This is a genomic window from Ruegeria sp. G7, assembly GCF_056535465.1.
Genome location: NZ_JBQFIL010000001.1, coordinates 827266 through 850170, shown reverse-complemented (window position 1 = coordinate 850170; position 22905 = coordinate 827266). Strand labels below are relative to the sequence as shown.

Below are 22905 nucleotides of genomic sequence, written 5' to 3'. Positions count from 1 at the left end.
AAAGGACCTTTGGACCCATGACCGATCTTCACCCCGTGCGCCGCGCGTTGCTTTCCGTTTCCGATAAGACCGGGCTGATCGAGCTGGGCAAGGCCTTGGCCGAACGCGGGGTCGAGTTGCTGTCGACCGGCGGCACGGCAAAGGCGCTTCGCGATGCGGGGCTTGGCGTGAAGGATGTCAGCGAGGTCACCGGTTTCCCCGAGATGATGGATGGCCGGGTGAAAACGCTGCACCCGATGGTGCATGGCGGGCTGCTGGCGCTGCGGGATAATGACACCCATGTGGCGGCGATGACCGAGCATGGGATCGGCGCGATTGACCTGCTGGTGGTGAACCTCTACCCGTTCGAGGCGACCGTGGCCAAAGGTGCAGGCTATGACGAATGTGTCGAGAATATCGACATTGGCGGCCCGGCGATGATCCGCGCGGCGGCCAAGAACCATGCCTTTGTGAACGTGGTCGTGGATGTCGAGGATTATGACAAGCTGCTGGGCGATATGGACCAACACAGCGGCGCGACCTGCCCGAAATTCCGCCGCAAGCTGGCACAAAAGGCCTATGCCCGCACCGCCGCTTATGACACCGCCGTGTCGAACTGGCTGGCCGGCGCGCTGGAGCTTGAGGCCCCGAAACGCCGCGCCTTTGCCGGTGAGCTGAAACAGACCCTGCGCTATGGCGAGAACAGCCATCAGACGGCGGCGTTCTACACCGATGGCACGGGCCGCCCCGGCGTGGCCACCGCCGTGCAGCATCAGGGCAAGGAACTGAGCTATAACAACATCAACGACACCGATGCCGCGTTCGAACTGGTGGCCGAGTTCGATCCGGCAGAAGGTGCCGCCTGTGCCATCATCAAACACGCCAACCCCTGTGGTGTCGCCAAGGGCGCAAACCTGCTGGACGCCTACAAAGCGGCGTTTGACTGCGACCGGACCTCGGCCTTTGGCGGCATTGTGGCGCTGAACCAGCCTTTGGACGCGGAAACCGCGCAAGAGATCACCGGGATTTTCACCGAGGTCGTGATCGCTCCGGGTGCGTCAGACGAGGCCAAAGCGATCTTTGCCGCCAAGAAGAACCTGCGCTTGCTGACGACCGAGGGCCTGCCGGATGTGACCGCCGGTGGCAAAACCGTGCGTCAGGTCGCCGGAGGTCTGCTGGTGCAGGACAAAGACAATGGCTTTGTCGGCATGGATGACCTGAAGGTTGTCACCAAAAAGGCCCCGACCGACGAGCAGATGCGCGACCTGCTGTTCGCGTGGAAAGTGGCGAAACACGTCAAGTCGAACGCCATCGTCTATGTCAAAGACGGCGCAACCGTAGGTGTGGGCGCGGGTCAGATGAGCCGCGTGGACTCGGCCCTGATCGCGGCCAAGAAGGCCGAGCGCATGGCCGATGTGCTGGGCCTGCCGCAACCGCTGACCATCGGCTCGGCGGTGGCGTCGGATGCGTTCTTCCCCTTCCCCGACGGCCTGATGGAGGCCGCCGAGGCCGGTGCAACCTGCGTGATCCAGCCCGGCGGCTCGATGCGCGATGACGAGGTGATTGCTGCTGCGGATGAGGCCGGTCTGGCCATGGTCTTTACCGGTATGCGGCATTTCCGGCACTGATGCGCAGCCCGCTCCTTCTCTGGGCCGGATTGGCGGCGTTTCTGATCGACCAGATCAGCAAGTATCTGGTCGTTCACGTGATGCGCGTGGCGCAGGGCGATATCGACGTGTTGCCGCCGCTTCTGGTGTTCAAGTACGGCGAGAATCGCGGCATCAACTTTGGCCTGTTCCAAGGTAACAGCGAGGCTGCGCGCTGGGTGCTGATCGGCGTTTCGCTGGCGATCTGCGCCGGGGTTCTGATCTGGCTTGCGCGCGCGGCCCCGTCCAAATTGATGCTGTTCTGCGGTGGCCTTCTGGTCGGCGGGGCGCTGGGAAATGTCGTGGACCGGGTGCTTTACGGCTATGTTCTGGACTTTCTGAATATGTCCTGCTGCGGCATCAACAACCCGTTTGTGTTCAATCTGGCGGATGTATTCATTTTCGCGGGAGCGTTGGGGCTGGTGCTGTTTGACGGCAAAAAGCCCTCGTGACCTGTTCGCAGATATGCGATAGAGATGCCTGAAACTGGCTGGAGATACCAATGCGAATGCCGCACGCCATCCTTGTTCTGACGCTCGCGCTTGCGGGGTGTTCCGATATTGGTTTGCGCAACCTCGAGCCTCCGGGGCAGGGGCCGGATGAGTTCTCCGTGTTGCCGGTCAAGCCGCTGACCCAGCCGAAAGACTATGCTTTCCTGCCCGCGCCGACGCCCGGCGGAAGCAACCTGACCGATCCCAACCCCAAGGCCGATGCGGTCGTGGCGCTGGGCGGCAGCGAAGCTGCGCTGAATCCAAATGCCGGCGTGCCGTCCAGCGACGCCGCGCTGGTCACCGCGTCCAGCCGCTATGGCGTTGCGGCCAACACGCGGCAGGTCGTGAACGAGGAAGATGCCGATTTCCGCAAACGCAAGGGCCGGCTGACCCGCCTGCGTTTGTTCCCGGTGGATCGGTATGCGCAGGTCTACGAGCGTGAAGCGATCAACGCGGATGCCGTCAACGAGGCGGCGCGCAGCCGTGGGATCGAGACGCCTTCGGCCCCGCCACGGCAATGAAATCTTCTTAACTTTCCGTCATTGGTCTTGAACCCGCGCGGTCCCACCGTAGTTTGAATATCAGCAAACGAAACGGAGGACGCCCCATGGTTCGGGCCCTGGCATTGTCGGCTGCCCTGATCGCCGCGACCCCTCTTTGGGCGAAAGAGGGGCATGAGGCGGTTACGACTTTCACACTCGACAACGGCATGGATGTCGTTGTGATCGAGGACAACCGAGCGCCGGTCGTACAGCATATGGTTTGGTATCGCGCCGGATCGGCAGATGAACCTGTCGGGTCATCTGGCGTTGCGCATTTTCTGGAACACCTTCTGTTCAAGGGCACGGATACTCTGGCACCGGGTGAGTTCTCGGCCACGGTTGCAGCCAATGGCGGCAATGACAACGCCTTCACCTCTTACGATTATACCGCCTATTTCCAGCGCGTCGCGGCTGACCGGCTGGAACTGATGATGCGGATGGAGGCAGACCGGATGCGCAACATCCGCCTGACCGAAAACGATATCGTGACTGAACGCGACGTGATCCTGGAAGAACGCAACCAGCGGACCGAGAACAATCCGCGCGCGCTGTTCGGCGAGCAGATGAACGCTGCGCAGTATCTCAACCATCGCTATGGCGTGCCCATCATCGGCTGGCGCCACGAGATGGAGACGCTGGATATGGACGACGCGCTGGCCTTCTATCAGACCCATTATGCGCCCAATAACGCCATTCTGGTCGTAACCGGCGATGTTGACCCCGATGAGGTCCGACAGCTGGCCGATCAGTACTACGGCGTGATCCCGGCCAACCCGGATCTGCCTGAGCGTATCCGCTCGCAGGAACCGCCCCAAACGGCGGAACGTCGTCTGACCTTCAAAGATCCCCGCGTGGCTCAGCCCTATGTGCAGCGCAGCTATCTGGCCCCCGAACGCGATGCGGGCGCGCAGGAAAAGGCCGCCGCTTTGTTTTTGCTGGCTGAGCTGTTGGGCGGTGGCACGACCTCGTATCTGAACGAGAAGCTGCAGTTCGAGCAGCAGAAAGTGGTCTATGCGGGGGCCTTCTATCGGGGTGTGTCGCTGGATGACACAACCTTTGACCTGCTCGTTGTGCCGGCCGCTGGCGTGTCGTTGCAAGAGGCCGAGGATGCGATGGACCAGACCGTGGCCGATTTCATCGCCGAAGGCGTGAACGAGGACGACCTGAACCGGATCAAGATGCAACTGCGGGCATCGCAGGTTTATGCGCGCGACAACGTGGACGCCATCGGCAACCGCTATGGCCGGGCGCTGACCAGTGGTCTGACGGTCGAAGATGTGCAGGCCTGGCCCGATATCCTGCAGGCTGTCACTGGGGATGAGATCATCGCCGCCGCGCGCGAGGTTCTGCAACCCGAGACATCCGTTACCGGCTGGCTCATGCGCGATGATGAGGTGACCCAATGAAACGGATTTTCGCGACCCTGATCGCCTGTGTCATAGCCCTGCCTGCCTGGGCCGAGATCGAGATCAAAGAGGTGACATCCCCCTCCGGGATCAAGGCCTGGTTGGTCGAGGATCACTCGATCCCCTTCACCGCGCTGGAACTGCGATTCCGCGGCGGCACCTCGCTGGACGAACCCGACCGACGCGGCGCGGTCTACCTGATGAGCGGTCTGATTGAGGAAGGCGCGGGTGAGATGGATGCCCGCAGCTATGCGCGCGAATTGGAATCGCTCGCGGCTTCGTTCAGCTATCGCGCAACTGATGATACTGTGTCGATCTCGGCCCGGTTTCTGACCGAAAATCGCGATGATGTTGTTGATCTTCTGCGTACCACCATTCACGAACCGCGCTTCGATCAGGATGCTATCGAGCGCGTGCGTGCGCAGGTGATTTCGGGCCTGAAATCGGACCAGACGGATCCGAATGATATCGCCGGGCGCAGCTTCGCGCAGATGGCCTACGGGGATCACCCCTATGGTTCGGACGGCAAGGGCACGATCGAAAGCGTCGCGGCCCTGACCCGCGATGATGTCGTCGCGGCCTATGACAATGTCTTTGCCAAAGATCGCCTGTATGTCGGGGCCGTTGGGGACATCACAGCCGAAGAACTGGGCGCGCTTTTGGACACGCTGCTGGCGGATCTGCCTGCCACTGGCAAAGCCATTCCCGGCCGCGCCGAAGTAAGTATTCCCGGAGGCGTCAGCGTCATAGAGTTCGACACACCGCAGTCGGTCGCCCTGTTCGGCCACGCGGGGATCGACCGCGATGATCCGGATTTCTTTGCCGCCTTCATCCTGAACCACATTTTGGGCGGCGGCGGCTTTGAAAGCCGTCTGATGCAGGAGGTGCGCGAAAAGCGGGGTCTGACCTATGGCGTCTCGACCTTCCTTGTGCCCAAGGATCTGGCCTCGGTTTATCTGGGCTCGGTGTCTTCGGCCAATGACCGGATCGCGGACGCGGTCGAGGTGATCCGGCAGGAATGGGCCCGCGCTGCCGCCGACGGTGTCACGCAGGAAGAGCTGGACGAGGCCAAGACCTATCTGACAGGGGCTTATCCGCTACGCTTTGATGGCAACGGTCAGATCGCCGGAATTATGGTCGGCATGCAAATGCAGGATTTGCCGATCGACTACATCGCAACGCGCAACGACAAGGTGAATGCGGTCACGCTGGATGAGATCAACCGTGTAGCCTCGGAACTTCTGGATCCCGAAGGTTTGCACTTTACCATTGTCGGCAAGCCGGTCGGTCTGGACGGGTAAGGTTCAGGCTGCGATCGCGGTGCTGCGTGCTTTCACTGTGTGGTTGTTGCTGCTCAGCAGTTTCTGGCGTGCATGCCGGAAATGAGCGGCCTTGAGCGCGTCATCGATGTGACGGTTGCGCCGCAACAGGCGGGCGAGTCGTTGGCTATCGAATAAAAGGCAGGTGGTCGGTTCGGCGGCGCGTACCGTCGCCGTGGCAGGCAGGCCGATGCCAAATGTCAGCTCTCCGAGGATCTGGTCGGGCCCGCATCGGTTGATGACTTGCCCGTTCTTCAAAATGGTAGTGCGGCCCGACAGAACATAGGCCAGGTAATCGCTGGTGATGCCTTCTTCGATCACGATTTCTTCTGGCTCGAATGTGACGAGACTGGCAGTGTTCAACAGTTTGCGGGCATGGTGAGGTTTCAGTGTTTCCAGATAGTTCTCGACAAACTGCCGTTCCGGTTTGGAAAATCGTACCAGATGGCGCGACAGATACCCGCGCAACAAACCCATGACCGATATCAGGATATAGGCCATCTGGATGATCGACCCGGCCAGATTGAATTCCACGGCCATGCTGACCAGCACGCAACTGGCTGCGATTATGACCAGGAGGGGATAGAGAATGCCGCTGCCCCGGACGATCCCCATCTGAAGCAGAAAGTAATTCAGGATATAGAGCCCCGCGCCCAATACACCGATCATCACAATGATCTGTGCCGTCTCAGCGGTACCGAATGGCAATGTCAGCATGTCTGGCCCATCCTTTCGATGTGATGAGCCGTAAACTGCGGGGTTGATCAGGCGCTGTATATGAACCGCTTCACAGGTTAAACAAGATTATGTCTGCGCTTTAGCCCGCGCGCGCAGCATCTGACCCATCATCTGGCCGAACTTGCCCGAGCCCCGTTGGTAGAGCGCGCCATCCACTGCCAGAACCGTACCGCTGATATAGCTGGCAAGGTGCGAGCTGAGAAACAGGCACGCGTTTGCCACATCCTGCGGCTGGCCCCAGCGCCCTAGTGGCACGTCGCGGCGCAGCGCGTCTTCGGCATCGGGAGTTGGCGCCAGTCTTCTGGCCCCCTCGGTGCCTTCGATAAATCCGGGCACAACCGAGTTCACACGGATGCCTTCGACGCCCCATTCCATGGACAGCGTCCGGGTGATCTGATCCACCCCTGCCTTGGCGGCGCAGACATGGGCCTGACCCTCGTGAGGCAGATAAGACTGCGGGGCCGAGATATTGATGATGCTGGCTCCGGGCCGTTTGAGATAGGGATAGGCCCCTTTCAGAACATGAACAGTGCCCATCAGATCGATATCGACAACGGTTTTGAACGCGTTCACCGACATCTCGGATGTCAGCGCCGGAAAGTTCCCCGCAGCCCCCGAGATCAGTACGTCGAAATCCCCAAGCGCCTCGTGGAATTGCTTCAGGCCCGCAGCCACCGCCTCCGGGTCGCGCACATCGAACGCCGCACCGATGGTCTCTGCCGCACCTGCCGCTTTCAGCGCAGCGACGGTGTCATCGACCTTGTCCTGAGACCGGCTGGCCACGGCCAGCTTGGCACCCGAGGACGCAAAGGCCTCGGCAATGCCCCGGTTGATACCGCTGGTGCCGCCGATTACGATGACGGTTTGTCCTGAAAAATCCATATAGGCCTCCCGTAGCGGGAGCCCTACTCGCCGTAGGGCACCCAGATGTTTTTCACTTCGGTCGCAGCCTGCAGGAAGCGGCGCGAATGGTCCACGCTCCAGTCAAATGCCGTCGCGTTATTGACCCATGTGCGCTTGAGGTTCCCGGCAGACACGGCCTCGATCTCTTTTGACAGGTCGGTGGACGAGAACGACCAGACTGCATCCACGTTCAGATGCGAGGCCAGCGGTTTCGCCAGTTCCGAATGGCTGCCAGTCAGAATATTGACGACGCCTGCGGGGACGTCTGAGGTTTCGAGGATTTGGTAGAAATCCGTCGCCGCCAGCGGGTAGGGCTCACTCGCGGCCAGCACCACTCGGTTGCCCATTGCAATCGCCGGTGCCATGGCCGAGACAAGACCCAGCAAAGGTGCCTCATCCGCACAGAGCGCACCGATCACACCAACGGGTTCCTTCATTGCAAGTGCAACACCCCGGATCGGTACCCCATGCACCTGACCGTCATATTTGTCGGCCCAGGCCGCGGCGGTGAACAGGCGCTGGATCGAGGCATCCACTTCTTTCGCGCCGGTCTTACCGCCGGTCATGGCGTCGATACGGGCAGCGAACTCACCGGCACGAGCCGAGAGGTTCTCGCCGATGTAATACAAAATCTGTGCGCGTAGATGGCCAGTGGTTTTGGACCACGCCTTTGCCCCCGCAGCAGCCTCGACCGCATTGCGGACATCCTTGCGATTGGCGAGCCCCACATGGCCCAAAAGGCCGGTCTTGCCCCAGACAGGTTTCGAATAACCGCCATCCGGGCGCGCCTGCTTACCGCCGACATACATCTTGGCGGTGCGGTCGATGGGATCGACCGGAGCACCTTCGCCCATGGTTGCCTCGACCCTCGCCAGCGGTTTGGCCTTGCCTTTGGGCTTGGTATAGGCCGCCAGACCTTCCCAACCGCCTTCGCGACCAAAGCCGCTTTCGCGCACGCCGCCGAACCCAGCGGCGGCGTCGAACAGGTTGGTGGCGTTCACCCAGACCACGCCGGCGACCAGCTTGGGCGCGATATCCAGCGCGAGGTTCACATTCTCGGTCCAGACCGTCGCGGCCAGCCCATAGCGGGTGTTGTTGGCCAGCTCGACCGCCTCAGCCGGAGTACGGAAGGTCGAGGACACCAGCACGGGCCCAAAAATCTCCTCCTGCATCAGCGGGTCCGAGGTCTCAAGCCCTGAGATCAGTGTGGGCGGGTAATAGCAGCCGTTCTCGGGCAAGTCGCAGGCAGCCTGATGCACATGCCCAACCGTGTTGCTCTCGACCATACCTTTGATGGTCTGTAGCTGCACCGGATCGACAACCGCGCCCACGTCGATGCATTTGTCCAGCGGATCACCAACGCGCAAGCCATCCATCCGCGCGCGCAGTTTGTCGTGGAAACGATCGGCGATGCCCTCCTGCACCAAAAGGCGCGATCCGGCACAGCAGACCTGACCCTGATTGAACCAGATCGCATCGACCAGACCTTCGATGGCTGAATCGATATCGGCGTCGTCAAAGACGATATAGGCGGACTTGCCGCCCAACTCCAACGTCAGTTCCTTGCCCGAGCCGGCCGTCGCCTCGCGAATACGCCGCCCCACAACGGTCGAGCCGGTAAAGGCGATTTTGTCCACGTCGGCGTTCACGATCATCTCACCCACCGCGCCGTCTCCGGTCACGATGTTGACGACGCCCTTGGGCAGTCCAGCCTGTGAGCATATGTCGGCAAACAGCAATGCGGTCAGCGATGTATACTCGGCCGGTTTCAGAACCACCGTATTCCCCATCGCCAGCGCAGGCGCGATTTTCCACGCCAGCATCAGCAGCGGGAAGTTCCAAGGGATGATCTGGCCGCATACGCCCAGTGCCTGCGCGTCAGGCAACTCGCTTTCCATCAACTGCGCCATACCCGCGTGATAGTAGAAATGCCGCTGCGCCAGCGGGATGTCGATATCGCGCGACTCGCGGATCGGCTTACCGTTGTCCAGGCTTTCCAGCACCGCAAACAGCCGCGCATGCTTCTGCAACAGCCGCGCAATGGCATAGAGGTACGGCGCCCGCCCCGCGCCACCCAGTTTTTCCCACTTGGGCTGCGCCTTGCGCGCGGCAGCAACGGCTGCGTCTACGTCACCCTGCTTGGCCTGGGTCAGCTTGGCCAGAACCTCGCCCGTCGCGGGGTTGCGGCTGTCAAAGCCTTTGCCGGGTTTGGTGAAAGCCCCGTCAATGTAGTGGCCGAACTTATCGCCCTGATCGACCAGCCAGGCCAGCGCCTCAGCCGCACTTTCAGGGGCGGGGCCGTAGTCCATCGTTTCGAATATCTCTTTCACGCTCATGACTTCATCTTTTCCCAAATACTCACTGTCCGGACGTTTCCGCCGACTCAGCCCATCGCATGCCGATAACCGGCCGAATACGCGCGGGTGACATAGTGTTCCAATTGCCGCTCGATATCACCCAGCAGCGACGAGGCACCGAACCGGAACAAATCCGGCTGTAACCAGCGGTCACCCAGTTCGTCTTTGATCAGCGACAGATAAACCAGCGCGTCCTTGGCTTTGGAAATCCCGCCGGCGGGTTTGTATCCAACGCGGTATCCAGTCCGGTCGTAGTAGTCGCGGAGTGCGCGGATCATGACGAGCGAGACCGGCAGAGTGGCGTTGACACCTTCTTTCCCAGTCGAGGTCTTGATAAAATCTGCCCCCGCCATCATGCAAACCAGCGAGGCGCGGGCTACATTGCGCAGGCTGCCCAGCTCTCCGGTGGCGAGGATCGCTTTGACATGGGCATCCCCACAGGCGGCGCGAAAGGTTTTCATCTCATCATACAAGGCCTGCCAGTCCCCCGACAGCACGTGACGGCGTGAGATCACGATATCGATCTCTTCGGCCCCGGCCTTTACGCTCTCCTCAATCTCGGCCACGCGCAGATGGAAGGGCGACAGTCCTGCTGGAAAGCCGGTTGAGACGGCGGCCACCGGGATGCCGGTGCCGTTCAGTGCCGCAACCGCGGTTTCGACCATATCATGATAGACACAGACGGCGCCTGTGGTGATCGGGGGCATATCCAGCGCCTGCAGCAGCGCAGGGGCCACGGGCTGGCGCGCTTTGGCGCACAGGCGACGCACGCGGCCCACTGTATCGTCGCCCGCCAGCGTCGTCAGGTCGATCATGGTGATCGCCTTCAGAAGCCACGCGGCCTGATAGTCCTTTTTCACTGACCGCCGACCCGGCAGAGTTGCCGCACGGCGCTCGATGGCCGAGGTGTTGGCCTGCGCGCTGCGCACCCAGTTCAGATCCAGTTCCATTCCCGGGTTCCGGGGCTCGGTCACTTGCGGCAGATGCGCGGTGCGCACGGGGCTCTGCGTTTCCATCATCGCGTCCTTTGGGAGATTTGCGCCAAATTCGCACGGGCTGGCGTCAATTGAAAGACGCGGCAGCGCGTGAATGGCAGAAAATTTGACCAAATGGACAAATTAAGTGCCTTTCTTGCGAATAATTCTCAATAGCATTGACTTAGTTGCGAATGGTTCTCATATTTAGTGTTAACAGGACACTCAAAGGGGATTGCACATGATTCGGCGCAGCTTTCTTGCAGCATTGGCCTTTGCCGCGACCTTGCCCGCGGCGGCTTGGGCGGCGGAGCCGCTCAAGGTGGTGGCGACCACGGGCATGATCGCGGATGCGGCGCGCGAGGTCGGCGGCGATCAGGTCGAGGTCAAGGGCCTGATGGGCCCCGGCGTCGATCCCCATGCCTATCGTCAGACCCGGACCGATATCGTGGCTATGACCCGCGCTGATCTGGTGCTGTGGCATGGGCTGTATCTTGAGGCACAGATGGAGGGTTTCTTTCACGATCTGGGTCGCAAACGCACCGTTGTCGCGGTGGCCGAGGGGATCGATACCTCGAAGCTTCGGGCGCATGACGATTACGCCGACAAATACGATCCGCATGTCTGGATGACCCCGGATCTGTGGCGCGATGTGGTGGTCGAAGTCCAGACAGCGCTGACCGAAGCCCGCCCCGAGGCGGCTGAGGTCTTTGCAGCCAACGCGCAGGCCCATCTGGCTGATATCGACCGGCTGACGGCTTATGCGCAAGACGCGTTGGGCTCGGTGCCGGACCACAACAAGGTGCTGGTCACCGCCCATGACGCATTTGGCTATTTCGGCGACAGCTTCGGGTACGAGGTTCTGGGCATTCAGGGTATCTCGACCCAGTCCGAGGCTGGTCTGAACCGGATCGGAGAGCTGGTAGACCTGCTGGTCGACCGTCAGATCACTGCCGTATTTGTCGAAAGCTCGGTTTCCGACCGCTCGATCCGCGCGCTGATCGAAGGGGCTGCGGCCAAAGGGCATGAGGTGACCGTGGGGGGCGAGTTGTACTCGGACGCCATGGGCGAGCCCGGCACCTACGAGGGCACCTATCTGGGCATGCTGGATCACAACATTACGGTCATCGCCGGTGCATTGGGTGGCGACGTGCCCGGACGGGGTATGGATGGCAAACTGTCGGCGGGGTTTTGAATGATGCTAGAGCTTGCGTCGGATCAGGGTGTTTCGGTCGAAGATCAGGGGATCGACAACAGCCCGCTGGCCATTCGCGGGCTGACAGTATCTTACGGCCAGAAACCGGCGGTGTTCTCGGTGGACATGACCGTGACGCCCGGTGCTATGACGGCAATCATCGGACCGAACGGGGCTGGTAAATCGACCATGCTCAAGGCGGCGTTGGGGATCGTTTCGCCGCTGTCCGGGCAGGTCACGGTCTACGGCCAGCCGCTTGAAGCGCAGCGCGCACGTATCGCCTATGTGCCGCAGCGCGCCAGCGTGGACTGGGATTTCCCCACCCGTGTAATCGACGTCGTTCTGATGGGCCTGTCGCGCCAATTGGGTCTGCTGGGCCGTGTGCGAGCGCGTCACATGGCCTGCGCATTGGATTGTCTGAACCGCGTCGGCATGCGCGATTTCGCCGAGCGCCAGATCGGGCAGCTTTCGGGTGGTCAGCAACAGAGGGTGTTTCTGGCGCGCGCGCTGGCACAGGATGCCGACCTGTATCTGCTGGACGAACCGTTTGCCGGGGTCGATGCCGCAACCGAAAAAGCCATCATCGCAGTGCTGAAATCGTTGAAAGAGGCGGGCAAGACCGTTGTTGTCGTGCATCACGATCTGGCCACGGTGACCGATTATTTCGACCATGTTTTCCTGATCAACACCCGCAAAGTCGCCGAAGGCCCGGTGTCCAAGGCTTTCACTGCCGAAACCCTGCAGGCCGCTTACGGGGGCCGTCTGGCCACCGCTCAGATCGACCAGATCTCGCGCGCGCTGGGGTAATTCATGATTTGGGACGCTCTGAGCCTTCAGCTTGGCTATAACGCCACGCTGGTCGCCATTGGCGCGGCCTTGCTGGGTGTTTCGGCGGGGGTGACGGGCACTTTCCTGTTTCTGCGCAAACGCGCACTGGTCAGCGATGCGATCAGCCACGCCACGCTGCCGGGCGTCTGTCTGGCCTTCATGCTGCTGGTGGTGCTGGGCGGAGACGGGCGTAACCTGATCGGTTTGCTGGCAGGTTCCGCAGTGTCCGCCTGGGTTGGTCTGCTGTGCCTGAACTGGCTGACACGCCATACCCGATTGGCCGAGGATGCGGCCATCGGCGCGGTGCTGTCGGTGTTCTTCGGGCTGGGGATTGTCCTTCTGACAGTGATCCAGACCATGGGTGTTGGCCGTCAGGCGGGGCTCGAAGGGTTTCTGTTGGGCTCAACCGCCGGGATGCTGTGGGCCGATGCGCTGATCATCGCCGTCGGAGGGGCCGCGACGCTGGTTCTGGTGATGCTTATCCGCCGCCCGATGATGATGGTTGCGTTTGACCCCGAATATGCAGCGGCGCGTGGATTGCCCGTGCATAGAATTGATCTGGCGATGATGGGTCTGGTGATGGCGGTGACGGTTGTCGGGCTGAAAATCGTCGGTTTGATCCTGATCGTGGCGCTTCTGATCATCCCGCCGGTCACCGCGCGGTTCTGGACCGAAAGGTCCGACCGCGTTGTATTGCTGTCCGGGCTGGCCGGAGGGCTGGCGGGCTATCTGGGTGCGGCACTGTCCGCTTCGGCCCCGAACCTGCCGACCGGTCCCATTATCGTGCTGGTCAGCTTCTGCTTTTTCGCGCTGTCGCTGCTGCTGGCCCCGGTGCGCGGGGTGCTGGCTGCGGTGTTGCGCCACCTGCGGTTCCAGCGTCGGGTGCATGTTCGGCAGGGTCTGCTGGCACTGGCGCAGGGCCAGAAGATTTATGAACCCCTGACGCTGCGGCTGCTGCGGCGCGCCGGGCTCGTGCGCGCCGATGGTGTGGCCACTGAAACCGGCAAGGCGCGCGCCGCCAAAGCCCTGCGGGACGAGAAGCGCTGGGAGCTGGTGCGCGCCGATCAGGCGCATGAGGCGACGGCGGCATTGTATGACGGGCTGCGCGACATCGAAACGGTGCTGACCCGTGACCAGATCGCCGAGATCGACCGCCGCATCGGCGGCCCACAGGGGGTGACATCATGAGCGGTGAAGAGTTCGTCCCCCTGTCGCTGACGCCCCTGCTGATCGGCACCTTCGCAGCGATTGCCTGCGCCCTGCCGGGTAACTTTCTGGTGCTGCGCAAACAGGCGCTGATCGGTGACGCGATCAGCCATGTGGTGCTGCCGGGCATCGTTGTGGCCTTTCTGTTGACCGGTGCGATCTCGACCTGGCCCATGATGCTGGGCGCTGCCGGGGCCGCTGTGGTCGCCGTGGTGATGATCGAGGCAATCCGGCGGCTGGGTCAGATCGAGCCCGGTGCGGCGATGGGCGTCGTGTTCACCACTATGTTCGCAGGCGGCGTATTGCTGCTTGAGCAGACCGATACCTCGACTGTGCATCTTGATGTGGAACATGCGCTGTACGGCAATCTGGAAAGCCTGATCTGGCTGGATGCAACCGGCTGGTCTTCGGTATTGGACCTGCAGGCGCTGGCCGGATTGCCGCCCGAACTGCCGCGGATCGCGCTGACGCTGGTCGGCGTAATCCTGTTCACCTGGCTGTTCTGGAGACCGTTGAAAATCTCGACCTTCGACGAAGGCTTTGCCCGCACCATTGGCATTCGGACCGGGGTGCTGGGTATGGCGTTGGTCATCACTGCGGCCATTGCCGCCGTTGCGGCCTTTGATGCGGTCGGCTCTATCATCGTAATCGCGATGTTCATCTGTCCCCCCGCGGCGGCCCGGATGATGACCAACCGGCTTGAGACCCAGATCGCGTGGAGCGTCGTGTTTGCGATTCTGTCGGCGGTCGTGGGCTATGTGCTGGCCGGGTACGGGCCACTGTGGCTTGGCGCGGCAGATGCGGTCAGCGCGGCCGGGATGATCGCCACGGTGTCGGGTGTGATCCTGGCGCTGGCGGCCCTGTTTGGACCCTGCCGCACACGGGCCGGCGCGCCGAGTACCGCTTGACTTGGCGTATTTGCGCCAGCGCGCGCTGCGGCGGATCGGCGCATATTTGCCAATGGAAACAATCACTCAATCTTAACAAGATTTATTCCGTTTCTCGTGTTACGAGTCCTTCAATTGTTAAATGGATGACCACCACTCACTTCGGTTTGTCCGGCCAGCATTGACCCAAGTCGCTACCCCCTTGTCGGCGTGGTCAATCTGGCCGGACACCTTATTTTTTGGCCTTTGATTTCTGCTCAAACCGGTGGCAGAATCGCGCGTATATGTGCTAGGTTTAGCGGTATGGCGCAGACGAACCCCAATATCAGCGAAAATCGACCGGTGATCCGGCAGCTTGACGATGCCGCCATCAACCGTATTGCAGCAGGTGAGGTGGTCGAGCGTCCGGCCTCGGCGGTCAAGGAACTGGTCGAGAATGCCATCGATGCCGGGGCGACTCGGATCGCGATTGATGTTGCGGATGGCGGTAAGACGTTGATTCGCGTCACTGACGACGGCTGTGGCATCGCTGCAACAGACCTGCCGCTGGCGCTGTCGCGTCATGCGACCTCGAAAATCGATGGCTCTGATTTGCTGAACATCCACACCTTCGGTTTCCGGGGCGAGGCGCTGCCCTCACTGGGCGCAGTAGGCCGCCTGACCATCACCAGTCGGGTGCCGGGGGCGGACGCGGCGCAGATTCAAGTGGCGGGCGGCAAGATGGGCGGGGTCAAACCCGCCGCGCTACGATCCGGCACGGTGGTCGAGCTGCGCGATCTGTTCTTTGCCACGCCCGCACGGCTGAAATTCATGCGCACAGACCGGGCCGAGGCGCAGGCGATTACCGACACCGTGAAACGTCTGGCCATGGCAGAGCCCGCGATCACCTTCACCTTGCGCGATGTGTCGGGCGGGGACGAGGGGCGTGTGACCTTCCGTGCCGACCGCGAGAATGGCGACCTGTTCGATGCCCTGCACGCCCGTCTGGCCCGCGTGATCGGGCGCGAATTTGCCGAAAATGCGCTACGGATCGACACGACCCGCGAGGGGATCCGGCTGTATGGCTATGCCGCCCTGCCGACCTATTCGCGAGGCGCTGCGGTGGCGCAATACCTGTTCGTCAATGGCCGCCCGGTGCGGGACAAGATGCTGACCGGAGCGCTGCGCGCAGCCTATTTCGATTTCCTCAGCCGCGACCGCCACCCTGCCGCGGCCCTGTTCATCGACTGTGATCCGACGCTGGTGGATGTGAATGTGCATCCCGCGAAATCCGAGGTTCGGTTTCGCGATCCCGGCATCGCGCGCGGGCTGATCGTTTCGGCCCTGCGGCATGCGCTGGCCGAGGCCGGGCACCGGGCGTCCTCGACCGTGGCCAATGCGACCTTGGGCGCGATGCGACCCGAGACCGCACCGACCGCCCCCGCGCGAGTCTATCAGATGGACCGGCCCTCACAAGCCGCACGGCAGGCAGCGTACCGGGCCCAGTCCCCTGGCTTTGCTGAACTGTCGCAGGATTACAGCGGCCGCATTGTCGAATCCGCGCCAGAACCCGCGCCGGCCGCCGAGCCTCCGGCGGATGATCTACCGCTGGGCGCGGCCCGTGGTCAGGTGCATGAGAATTACATCATCGCCCAGACTGCTGATGGCATGGTGATTGTCGATCAGCATGCCGCGCATGAGCGGTTGGTCTATGAAAAGCTGAAAACCCAGATGGCCGAGAATGGCGTCGCGGCGCAGGCGCTGCTGATCCCCGAGATCGTGGAATTGTCCGAAGGGGATTGCGCCCGTCTGATGGCCGTTGCCGACGATCTGTCGCGCCTTGGCCTGACGCTGGAACCCTTCGGCGGCGGAGCCATTGCGGTCCGGGAAACCCCAGCCATTCTGGGCGAAGTTGATGCCCGTGCGATGATCCTCGACATCCTCGATGAGCTGGCCGATCAGGGTGAAAGCCAAATGGTGCAAGCGCGGATCGAGGCGATTCTGTCCCGCGTGGCCTGCCATGGCTCGGTCCGGTCTGGCCGACGGATGCGGGCCGAGGAAATGAACGCCCTGCTGCGCGAGATGGAGGCGACGCCCCATTCCGGGCAGTGCAACCACGGGCGGCCGACTTATGTGGAACTCAAGCTCAGCGATATCGAACGCCTGTTCGGGCGCAGTTGATCCCGGCGCGCGACCGGGTTATGAAGAATAAAACAAGAACATCCGAGGCGACATGATCGAGATTGCTGGAACCCAATTGGCGCTGAACGACCCTGTGATCCTGATCGCAGGCGGCGTTGTGGCGCTGATCCTGCTGCTGCTGTTCATGTCGCTGCGCGCGGCACAGCGCTCTGCGCGGATGGCGGAACCTCTGGCGCGGCAGATGGCGCATCTGGGTCAACATGTGCAGCAGTTGGGGCAGGGGCAGGAGCAGTTGCGCGGCGGTCTGCAGCATGTCTCGGACACGCAGGCCAATGCGCAGGTGCAGGTGATCCAGACGGTCGAATCGCGCCTGTCCTCGGTGCAGCAGCAGATGAACGACCGGCTGGCGGATAATGCGATGAAATCGGCGCGCGCCTTGGCTGAGATGCAGGAGCGGATGAAGGAGACTCTGCATGGCTCGTCAAAACAGACCGCGACCTCGCTGACGCAATTGCAGGAACGTCTGGCCGCCATCGACAAGGCGCAGGACAATATTACCAAACTGTCGGGTGACGTGTTGTCTCTGCAGGATATCCTGTCGAACAAGCAGCGACGCGGTATGTTTGGTGAGATACAGCTGAACGATATTGTCTCCAAGGCGCTGCCCGCCGACAGCTATTCGCTGCAGGCGACCCTTTCGAACGGCAAGCGCGCTGATTGCCTGATCCACCTGCCTAACCCGCCTGGACCCATCGTGATCGACGCCAAATTCCCGCTGGAAGATTTTGAGGCGCTGGCCGCCGCGCAGACCCGTGAAGAGGTCGACAAATGCCTGCGCGCCTTTGGGGCGGCGGTAAAGGTGCATATCAAGGCGATATCCGAGAAATACATCCTCGACGGCGAAACCGCCGATGGTGCGCTGATGTTCGTCCCGTCCGAAGCGATCTATGCCGAGTTGCACGCGCGCTTGCCGGATGTGGTGCGCGAAGGGTTCGCGGCGCGGGTGTGGATCGTGTCGCCGACCACCTGCATGGCGACGCTGAACACGATGCGTGCGATCCTGAAGGACGCACGTATGCGGGAGCAGGCGGGCGCGATCCGTAAGGAACTGGGCCTGCTGCACAAGGATGTGGACCGGTTGGGCGACCGTGTGTCCAACCTCGACCGGCATTTCGGGCAGGCGGCCAAGGATATCTCGGAGATCAAGATCAGCGCCGAAAAGGCCGGGCGTCGTGCGCAGCGGCTGGACAATTTCGATTTCGAGGAACTGGCCCCCGAAGATCACACCAACGTGGTGCCGCTGGGCAAGACCGAGGGCTAGGCTCTACTGGATCGACAGGTCCAGATTGTACCCGACCGTCTTGCCGGTATCGCGATCATTGCCCATCAGGTAGACGCGGATCGTGTAGTCCCCGTCCTCGGGCAGGTCGATCCGGGCGGTGTTGCCGTCAATCGAGCCGTTATAGATCGCAACACCATCGCTGCCAGGGGGCAGGATGTTGAAATAGATCACGCCATTGCCACTGGTGTCGCTGACTGCGAGGTCTGCGAACATCTCCTGACCCGCCTTCGCGCCCAGCTTGTAGTCGAAATATTCGTCGCCTGTGATGGTTCCATTCACCATTGTCCCGAAATTGCCGGGCTGGAACTTTACGTCAGCGGTCATCTGGGCCGACAGGCTGCTGGCGCAAACCAACAGGCAGGCTGCAAGGACTAGGGGTTTGATCATCATAGAGACCTCCTCGCCCGCGCACTGGTTCGCTTCAGCCTGTCACATGCGGTCAAATGCGCAGGAAGGGCTGGAACAGGCGCGGCATCAGTTTGGTGAATTTCAGCGGCGCATCAGTGACCGCGAAACAGATGCAATCCTCGACCATGTCCGCCACCGGAGTATGGTGCAGATCCTCGTCGGCGATTTCCACATCGCCGCGGGCGAAATGGTCGACCTCGTCCGAGAAGGCACCCTGCAGAACCATGGTCAGCTCGGTGCCATGATGGCTGTGATCGGGCACAGCCGCGCCTGCGGGGATGAACAGCAGTCGGGCTGTGGCCTCGCGCGTGGTGGGCAGGATGGCTTGCTTGACCCCCATGCCGATGGGCTTCCACTTGATCGCGGTCACATCACCGCCGACGTAATCCTGCAGGGGCGTGGGCAGGACCGCGCATTTCTTACGCGCAGGTTTTGGCGTCGGCGCACCTTGCGCGATCAGCGCCATGGTCGCGGCCAAAGAATCGCCCCCCATCTGGGTTGCAGGTTGCTCATCCAGTACGTGTCCGCCCACGGCATCAAAGCTTTCGGCCCGGGCACGGCAGTGGTCGCACAGCGAAAGATGTGTGGCGACCATCAGGTCGAAAGCCTCGGGCAGGTTGCCGGCAGCATAGGCCATCAGCAGGTCGTCCGTCAGGTGATGTTTGATCTTGTGTTCCATTGTCTTCATCTCAATTCATCGCATGGCGCAAGCGGTCCAGCGCCAGCCTTATTCGTGATTTGATCGTGCCCAGTGGCAATCCGGTCTCAGATGCGATTTCCCGATGGCTCAGATCACCAAAATAGGCTTTCTCGATCAGCTGTCTTTGCGCTTCTGGCAACGCCGTCAAAGCGTCGCGTAGCTGCGCGGTTTCCTGTTGTAGCGCCAGCACGTCTTCTTGTTCTGGCTCTGCTTCGGGGCCCCAGCCCAGATCTTCCGGCTCGGGGCGGCGTTGTTTGCGGATCACGTCGATGCGCTTGTTCCGCGCGATCGTGAAGACCCAGGTGGCCACGGTGGCCCGTGTCGGATCGAACAGATGTGCCTTGTGCCACAGGGTCGCCATCACCTCTTGCGCGCATTCCTCGGCCAATGTGGCGTCGGAACCCGACTTGATCAGGAACGCCTTGATCCGGGGTGCGAAATGCTGAAACAGCTCGGCAAAGGCCGCCTGATCCTGATCGTCCCGGATGCGAATGACGTGGCCCGTCCACTCTTGCCGTTTGTCACACGTTCTGTTCGTTCCGTTCACCGGCCTGCCCTTGATGTTTTTGGGTCCGCGCACGGCACGTCGCAGGCCAGCCTCGGCCATTGGTTCGTCCAGAGTCACGGTCTCAGTCTCGGTAAACATAATCACAATACGCGGCGCAGCCCAAGCTGGATCAGTTTGTATGCTCATTTTCATCCAAACTGCGCTAGATAACGTAATGCAGGATAGGTTGCTCTGCGGAAAAGAGCATCTTTTGAACAGTTTACGGGCAGATCGGATAATCTGAGATGAACAGGATCGATCATATAGCGGGGCACACCTACCACGGGCGCAAGGGTGTGATCGAGAACGCGTTCCGCTATTCTGTGGACTACATACTGTTCGACCCCGAGGCGCAGCCGACGACCCCGGCGCTGTTTTCGATCAACACAGCCAACCTGACCAACTGGCGGGACCGGGACCACGGTGGCGAGCCCGGTCAGGGCCGCGGCGCGGTCTGGTTGCGCGAGCAGATCGAGCAGCACGCGGTGCCGCAGCCGGACCATATATTGCTGCTGACGCAACCGCGCGTTTTGGGTCATGTATTCAACCCGGTCAGTTTCTGGTTCTGTTTTGATGCTGCGGATCAGTTGTATGCGGTTGTGGCCGAGGTGACGAACACCTTTGGAACGCGTCACAGCTATTTGTGCCATAAACCCGATTTTGCGGCGATTGAACCGACAGACCGTATTCTGGCCGACAAGCTGATGCATGTCTCTCCGTTTCAGCAGATTGAAGGGACCTATACGTTCCGGTTTGACTTTCGTGCGGACCGGGTCGGGGTCTGGATCGACTATGGCAGAGACCACGGCGGGTTGATTGCAACACTGACCGGAACACGTGCGCCCCTGAGCAATCGGGTGATCCTGCGGTCACTTTGGCGGCGGCCGTTTGGCGCGCGGCGGGCGTTGTTTTTGATTCACTGGCAGGCTTTGAAGCTGTGGTTCAAGAAAGCGCGGTTCAGCCCGTTTCGTACTGCCCCGGTGCCTGATCGCCCGGTCTCGCGCTCGCGTCAGTAAAGGTTGCGGGTTTGCGTAAGATCAAAGACGGCTGCTGTGTGGGGTGGTTCAGATAGGAAGAACCGCGAACACGAGGAGTTGGGACATGCTGGAAATCTCGGCAAGAAAAATCGCCCAGGTTGCCATGATGGGACGTGAACTGGACCGGGCCGAGGGCGAGCTGCGCGCCTTCATCGACCGAATGGGGGAAGATGAGCAGGCCGAACTGGTGGCCGTCATGTGGATTGGCCGCGAGAGTTTCTTTGCTGAAGATCTGGCAGAGGCGGTCGCAACTGCCAAGTCTGAAGCCTCGACCCCGTGTGCGGACTATCTTATCGGCACGCCGCATTTGTCAGACCATCTTGAGAACGGGTTGGATGCGCTGGGTATCTCGGCAGAGGATATCGAAAACGATCTGATGTGAGCGCATCCGTCATCGAACGGAGCGAGGGGCCAGCCCCTCGCACCAACGTTAGTGAGGCCTTGTGCGGTGTTCGGGCGCGACGGCTTGAAATACGGGGATCAGGGCGGCTCGTCGTATGACATGAAGCAAAGTTAATTTCGCGCTCGGGCGCCGTTAATGCCGAGGTCTTTTCTCAGGTACATCACCAACCCTGGTGCTGACACTTGGAGGAGAACGACATGGCATATGTACACACAGCAGACGCCCAGAAAGGTCTCTTTTTTGGCCTGTTTGCAAAGCACGCAGAAGCAAAGGTTGAACTGTATCGTCGACGGATCTTGGGCAAAACGATCCGCGAACTTGAGCGATTGAGTGACACCCAGTTGCGCGATATCGGTATTCCGCGCGATGAGATCAATGAGCGGGCCTATCAAAGCGTATATCACGCCAAGCCCTATCGGGCGCAGGCCTGAGCGCACGCATCGGGGAGGCTAAACAATGCTGGATACCAATCTTGCTTATCACCAACGTCCGTCAAATAGCGCGCTTATGCTTTTTGACCGGGCAATGCAGATGCGGGCCATCCGCGCGGATATCGTGGGTGCTGCCCAGCAGTTGAACCGGCTGCCGGATCACACACTTGCAGAGCTTGGGATCAACCGTGTCGATGTCGAAGCGGTGATTGCGCAATATATCTAAGCGCGGCTTCATCTGCGCTTTGGAGTACAAAACAGCCATTCCCGCATACCGGGAGTGGCTGTTTTCTTTTGGTGTTCAGGTCAGATGGTCCACGATCTGCAAGTGCTGTGCCTGTTTGTCGATTTCGCTCATCCAGTGCTCTAGCAGTTTCGGATCGCTGGGGGCCGCGTGTACGCCTGCCGGGATCGCCCGGTTCAGGACGGACTCGACGGCCAATGACACCGGGATCGATACCAATCTTGCCATTGCGGTGCCACGCGCGTCGCCCCAGGCGTCCATGACGTAGGTTTTGTGCCAAATCGGGATGCCTTCTTTCTCGGACTTGAGCCCCACGCACAGAACCACGCGGTCTGGTTCGCCCTCGTCATAGGCGTTGTCTGCCCAGAACTGGTCTGACATCTCTTTCAGGCGGGCGTCGCCTTCGGCCCCCGAGAGGGTTTCGATCTCGGCGAACACATCCGCCCACGCATCCGCCCAGCCGTTCAGGCGCAGGGTGCCGCGGACGAATTCCTTGACCGTCCAGTGATCATCGAACTGGTATTCCGCCATGAACGGGATCGAGTCGCGGTTGGGATAGACTTCGAAGCTTTCTGGTGTGGGCAGCGGGGCAATGTAGCTGCTGATCGCGTCCCAAGGGCGGGCGACGTCCAGCGGGGCGTAGTCGCGGATGGACTTGGACGGTGAGCGCAGCGCCTTGAGCACACCCAGAGGCGACCAGCTGAACTTGTACCGGAACGGGTTCGGGTTTTTGGGAATGCCACCGCAATAGGAAATGAAGCTCAGGTGGTTTTGCGGATCGAATGCGTCCGAGGCGCGGTAGTTCGCGACCAGAGCGTGCGCCATCAGGTGGTCGATGCCGGGGTCAAGGCCCACCTCATTGACCAGCGCGACTCCGGCTTCGCGCGCTTTGTCATCCAGAGCGCGCATTTCGGGGGCGATATACGAAGACGAGACGAAATTCGCGCCCTTTGCGATCGCCAGTTCCGCCAGCGGGACGTGCCAGTCGCCGGGCAGCATCGAGACGATGATGTCGCCCTGTTCCAGGACCTCACCGAGCGCGTCGATGTCGAAGGCGCGGATGTCGTCGGTCAGGTCTCCGATCTCGGTCTTCGCTTTCTCGATGGTTCGGTTCCAGACGGTGACCTTGTGCCCGCCTTCGATCAGGCGGCGCAGGCCGGGGATGGCCGACAGGCCGGTGCCACACCAGTGAATCGTCATC

23 protein-coding genes are annotated in these 22905 nt (G+C 61.3%); 15 read left to right on the top strand and 8 right to left on the bottom strand.

Annotation, left to right across the window (positions count from 1 at the left end; translation table 11 throughout):
* Nucleotides 1-17: 17 nt before the first annotated feature.
* The 5 genes from purH (at nucleotide 18) to ACR3EN_RS04265 (ending at nucleotide 5365) form a co-directional block, all read left to right on the top strand.
* Nucleotides 18-1607, top strand: coding sequence for a bifunctional phosphoribosylaminoimidazolecarboxamide formyltransferase/IMP cyclohydrolase (purH, locus tag ACR3EN_RS04285; RefSeq protein WP_480824326.1), 1590 nt, complete (start codon nucleotides 18-20; stop codon nucleotides 1605-1607).
* Complete coding sequence (lspA, locus tag ACR3EN_RS04280) at nucleotides 1607-2077, top strand: signal peptidase II (RefSeq protein WP_480824328.1); 471 nt, start codon at nucleotides 1607-1609, stop codon at nucleotides 2075-2077. Before purH ends, lspA begins: the two co-directional genes overlap by 1 nt.
* Before the next feature lie 50 nt (nucleotides 2078-2127).
* Complete coding sequence (locus tag ACR3EN_RS04275) at nucleotides 2128-2637, top strand: DUF3035 domain-containing protein (protein ID WP_480824330.1); 510 nt, start codon at nucleotides 2128-2130, stop codon at nucleotides 2635-2637.
* Nucleotides 2638-2723: 86 nt separating this feature from the next.
* Entirely contained in the window at nucleotides 2724-4064 is a 1341-nt protein-coding gene (locus ACR3EN_RS04270; protein WP_480824332.1) for a M16 family metallopeptidase, read from the top strand.
* Nucleotides 4061-5365, top strand: a complete 1305-nt coding sequence (locus tag ACR3EN_RS04265; RefSeq protein WP_480824334.1) for a M16 family metallopeptidase — start codon at nucleotides 4061-4063, stop codon at nucleotides 5363-5365. The genes ACR3EN_RS04270 and ACR3EN_RS04265 overlap by 4 nt, the downstream gene beginning before the upstream one ends.
* Before the next feature lie 3 nt (nucleotides 5366-5368).
* Here ACR3EN_RS04265 and ACR3EN_RS04260 read toward each other — a convergent pair whose 3' ends face one another.
* The 4 genes from ACR3EN_RS04260 to deoC form a co-directional block, all read right to left on the bottom strand.
* Nucleotides 5369-6100, bottom strand: a complete 732-nt coding sequence (locus ACR3EN_RS04260; RefSeq protein WP_480824337.1) for a Crp/Fnr family transcriptional regulator — start codon at nucleotides 6098-6100, stop codon at nucleotides 5369-5371.
* Nucleotides 6101-6187: 87 nt separating this feature from the next.
* Complete coding sequence (locus tag ACR3EN_RS04255; protein WP_480824339.1) at nucleotides 6188-7003, bottom strand: SDR family oxidoreductase; 816 nt, start codon at nucleotides 7001-7003, stop codon at nucleotides 6188-6190.
* Nucleotides 7004-7026: 23 nt separating this feature from the next.
* The gene (locus ACR3EN_RS04250; RefSeq protein ID WP_480824341.1) at nucleotides 7027-9360 is read right to left on the bottom strand and encodes an aldehyde dehydrogenase family protein; all 2334 of its coding nucleotides are present in this window, start codon (nucleotides 9358-9360) and stop codon (nucleotides 7027-7029) included.
* A gap of 47 nt (nucleotides 9361-9407) precedes the next feature.
* Nucleotides 9408-10397, bottom strand: a complete 990-nt coding sequence (deoC, locus tag ACR3EN_RS04245) for a deoxyribose-phosphate aldolase (protein WP_480824343.1) — start codon at nucleotides 10395-10397, stop codon at nucleotides 9408-9410.
* A 199-nt stretch (nucleotides 10398-10596) separates the two neighbouring features.
* On the opposite strand from deoC, the gene ACR3EN_RS04240 reads away from it, so the two are divergent.
* From ACR3EN_RS04240 to ACR3EN_RS04215, 6 genes are all read left to right on the top strand, one after another.
* Entirely contained in the window at nucleotides 10597-11550 is a 954-nt protein-coding gene (locus ACR3EN_RS04240) for a metal ABC transporter solute-binding protein, Zn/Mn family (protein WP_480824345.1), read from the top strand.
* A complete protein-coding gene (locus tag ACR3EN_RS04235) occupies nucleotides 11551-12357 on the top strand; it encodes a metal ABC transporter ATP-binding protein (RefSeq protein WP_480824347.1) in 807 nt (268 codons plus the stop codon).
* A gap of 3 nt (nucleotides 12358-12360) precedes the next feature.
* Nucleotides 12361-13566: a metal ABC transporter permease gene (locus ACR3EN_RS04230; RefSeq protein ID WP_480824349.1), complete on the top strand. Its 1206-nt coding sequence runs from the start codon at nucleotides 12361-12363 to the stop codon at nucleotides 13564-13566.
* Entirely contained in the window at nucleotides 13563-14492 is a 930-nt protein-coding gene (locus tag ACR3EN_RS04225; RefSeq protein ID WP_480843432.1) for a metal ABC transporter permease, read from the top strand. Before ACR3EN_RS04230 ends, ACR3EN_RS04225 begins: the two co-directional genes overlap by 4 nt.
* A gap of 282 nt (nucleotides 14493-14774) precedes the next feature.
* Nucleotides 14775-16631: a DNA mismatch repair endonuclease MutL gene (mutL, locus tag ACR3EN_RS04220; protein ID WP_480824353.1), complete on the top strand. Its 1857-nt coding sequence runs from the start codon at nucleotides 14775-14777 to the stop codon at nucleotides 16629-16631.
* 52 nt (nucleotides 16632-16683) lie between these two features.
* Nucleotides 16684-17913 (top strand): DNA recombination protein RmuC, encoded by a 1230-nt coding sequence (locus ACR3EN_RS04215; RefSeq protein ID WP_480824355.1) that lies wholly within the window; start codon nucleotides 16684-16686, stop codon nucleotides 17911-17913.
* Nucleotides 17914-17916: 3 nt separating this feature from the next.
* Here the strand turns inward: ACR3EN_RS04215 and ACR3EN_RS04210 are convergent, their stop codons facing one another.
* Genes ACR3EN_RS04210 through ACR3EN_RS04200 form a run of 3 tightly spaced genes read right to left on the bottom strand, consistent with a single transcriptional unit; the run spans nucleotide 17917 to nucleotide 19688 of the window.
* On the bottom strand, nucleotides 17917-18324 hold the full coding sequence (locus ACR3EN_RS04210) for a hypothetical protein (protein ID WP_480824357.1): 408 nt from the start codon (nucleotides 18322-18324) through the stop codon (nucleotides 17917-17919).
* Between the two features lie 49 nt (nucleotides 18325-18373).
* Nucleotides 18374-19021: a ChrR family anti-sigma-E factor gene (locus ACR3EN_RS04205; protein ID WP_480824359.1), complete on the bottom strand. Its 648-nt coding sequence runs from the start codon at nucleotides 19019-19021 to the stop codon at nucleotides 18374-18376.
* A gap of 10 nt (nucleotides 19022-19031) precedes the next feature.
* Nucleotides 19032-19688 (bottom strand): sigma-70 family RNA polymerase sigma factor, encoded by a 657-nt coding sequence (locus ACR3EN_RS04200; RefSeq protein WP_480824587.1) that lies wholly within the window; start codon nucleotides 19686-19688, stop codon nucleotides 19032-19034.
* Nucleotides 19689-19834: 146 nt separating this feature from the next.
* Between ACR3EN_RS04200 and ACR3EN_RS04195 the strand changes: the two genes are divergently transcribed.
* The 4 genes from ACR3EN_RS04195 (at nucleotide 19835) to ACR3EN_RS04180 (ending at nucleotide 21686) form a co-directional block, all read left to right on the top strand.
* On the top strand, nucleotides 19835-20605 hold the full coding sequence (locus ACR3EN_RS04195) for a DUF1365 domain-containing protein (RefSeq protein ID WP_480824361.1): 771 nt from the start codon (nucleotides 19835-19837) through the stop codon (nucleotides 20603-20605).
* A gap of 85 nt (nucleotides 20606-20690) precedes the next feature.
* Nucleotides 20691-21008, top strand: coding sequence for a DUF3775 domain-containing protein (locus ACR3EN_RS04190; RefSeq protein WP_480778702.1), 318 nt, complete (start codon nucleotides 20691-20693; stop codon nucleotides 21006-21008).
* A gap of 218 nt (nucleotides 21009-21226) precedes the next feature.
* A complete protein-coding gene (locus ACR3EN_RS04185) occupies nucleotides 21227-21460 on the top strand; it encodes a DUF1127 domain-containing protein (protein WP_480824363.1) in 234 nt (77 codons plus the stop codon).
* Nucleotides 21461-21485: 25 nt separating this feature from the next.
* The gene (locus ACR3EN_RS04180; protein WP_480824366.1) at nucleotides 21486-21686 is read left to right on the top strand and encodes a DUF1127 domain-containing protein; all 201 of its coding nucleotides are present in this window, start codon (nucleotides 21486-21488) and stop codon (nucleotides 21684-21686) included.
* A gap of 75 nt (nucleotides 21687-21761) precedes the next feature.
* Here the strand turns inward: ACR3EN_RS04180 and ACR3EN_RS04175 are convergent, their stop codons facing one another.
* Nucleotides 21762-22904, bottom strand: coding sequence for a saccharopine dehydrogenase family protein (locus ACR3EN_RS04175; RefSeq protein ID WP_480824368.1), 1143 nt, complete (start codon nucleotides 22902-22904; stop codon nucleotides 21762-21764).
* Nucleotide 22905 lies beyond the last annotated feature (1 nt).

Excerpts from the sequence above, each read along its gene's own strand:
- purH (WP_480824326.1), top strand. The coding sequence starts at position 18 with ATGACCGATCTTCACCCCGTGCGCCGCGCGTTGCTTTCCGTTTCCGAT.
- lspA (WP_480824328.1), top strand. The coding sequence starts at position 1,607 with ATGCGCAGCCCGCTCCTTCTCTGGGCCGGATTGGCGGCGTTTCTGATC.
- ACR3EN_RS04275 (WP_480824330.1), top strand. The coding sequence starts at position 2,128 with ATGCGAATGCCGCACGCCATCCTTGTTCTGACGCTCGCGCTTGCGGGG.
- ACR3EN_RS04270 (WP_480824332.1), top strand. The coding sequence starts at position 2,724 with ATGGTTCGGGCCCTGGCATTGTCGGCTGCCCTGATCGCCGCGACCCCT.
- ACR3EN_RS04265 (WP_480824334.1), top strand. The coding sequence starts at position 4,061 with ATGAAACGGATTTTCGCGACCCTGATCGCCTGTGTCATAGCCCTGCCT.
- ACR3EN_RS04260 (WP_480824337.1), bottom strand. The coding sequence starts at position 6,100 with ATGCTGACATTGCCATTCGGTACCGCTGAGACGGCACAGATCATTGTG.
- ACR3EN_RS04255 (WP_480824339.1), bottom strand. The coding sequence starts at position 7,003 with ATGGATTTTTCAGGACAAACCGTCATCGTAATCGGCGGCACCAGCGGT.
- ACR3EN_RS04250 (WP_480824341.1), bottom strand. The coding sequence starts at position 9,360 with ATGAGCGTGAAAGAGATATTCGAAACGATGGACTACGGCCCCGCCCCT.
- deoC (WP_480824343.1), bottom strand. The coding sequence starts at position 10,397 with ATGGAAACGCAGAGCCCCGTGCGCACCGCGCATCTGCCGCAAGTGACC.
- ACR3EN_RS04240 (WP_480824345.1), top strand. The coding sequence starts at position 10,597 with ATGATTCGGCGCAGCTTTCTTGCAGCATTGGCCTTTGCCGCGACCTTG.
- ACR3EN_RS04235 (WP_480824347.1), top strand. The coding sequence starts at position 11,551 with ATGATGCTAGAGCTTGCGTCGGATCAGGGTGTTTCGGTCGAAGATCAG.
- ACR3EN_RS04230 (WP_480824349.1), top strand. The coding sequence starts at position 12,361 with ATGATTTGGGACGCTCTGAGCCTTCAGCTTGGCTATAACGCCACGCTG.
- ACR3EN_RS04225 (WP_480843432.1), top strand. The coding sequence starts at position 13,563 with ATGAGCGGTGAAGAGTTCGTCCCCCTGTCGCTGACGCCCCTGCTGATC.
- mutL (WP_480824353.1), top strand. The coding sequence starts at position 14,775 with ATGGCGCAGACGAACCCCAATATCAGCGAAAATCGACCGGTGATCCGG.
- ACR3EN_RS04215 (WP_480824355.1), top strand. The coding sequence starts at position 16,684 with ATGATCGAGATTGCTGGAACCCAATTGGCGCTGAACGACCCTGTGATC.
- ACR3EN_RS04210 (WP_480824357.1), bottom strand. The coding sequence starts at position 18,324 with ATGATGATCAAACCCCTAGTCCTTGCAGCCTGCCTGTTGGTTTGCGCC.
- ACR3EN_RS04205 (WP_480824359.1), bottom strand. The coding sequence starts at position 19,021 with ATGGAACACAAGATCAAACATCACCTGACGGACGACCTGCTGATGGCC.
- ACR3EN_RS04200 (WP_480824587.1), bottom strand. The coding sequence starts at position 19,688 with ATGTTTACCGAGACTGAGACCGTGACTCTGGACGAACCAATGGCCGAG.
- ACR3EN_RS04195 (WP_480824361.1), top strand. The coding sequence starts at position 19,835 with ATGAACAGGATCGATCATATAGCGGGGCACACCTACCACGGGCGCAAG.
- ACR3EN_RS04190 (WP_480778702.1), top strand. The coding sequence starts at position 20,691 with ATGCTGGAAATCTCGGCAAGAAAAATCGCCCAGGTTGCCATGATGGGA.
- ACR3EN_RS04185 (WP_480824363.1), top strand. The coding sequence starts at position 21,227 with ATGGCATATGTACACACAGCAGACGCCCAGAAAGGTCTCTTTTTTGGC.
- ACR3EN_RS04180 (WP_480824366.1), top strand. The coding sequence starts at position 21,486 with ATGCTGGATACCAATCTTGCTTATCACCAACGTCCGTCAAATAGCGCG.
- ACR3EN_RS04175 (WP_480824368.1), bottom strand. The coding sequence starts at position 22,904 with ATGACGATTCACTGGTGTGGCACCGGCCTGTCGGCCATCCCCGGCCTG.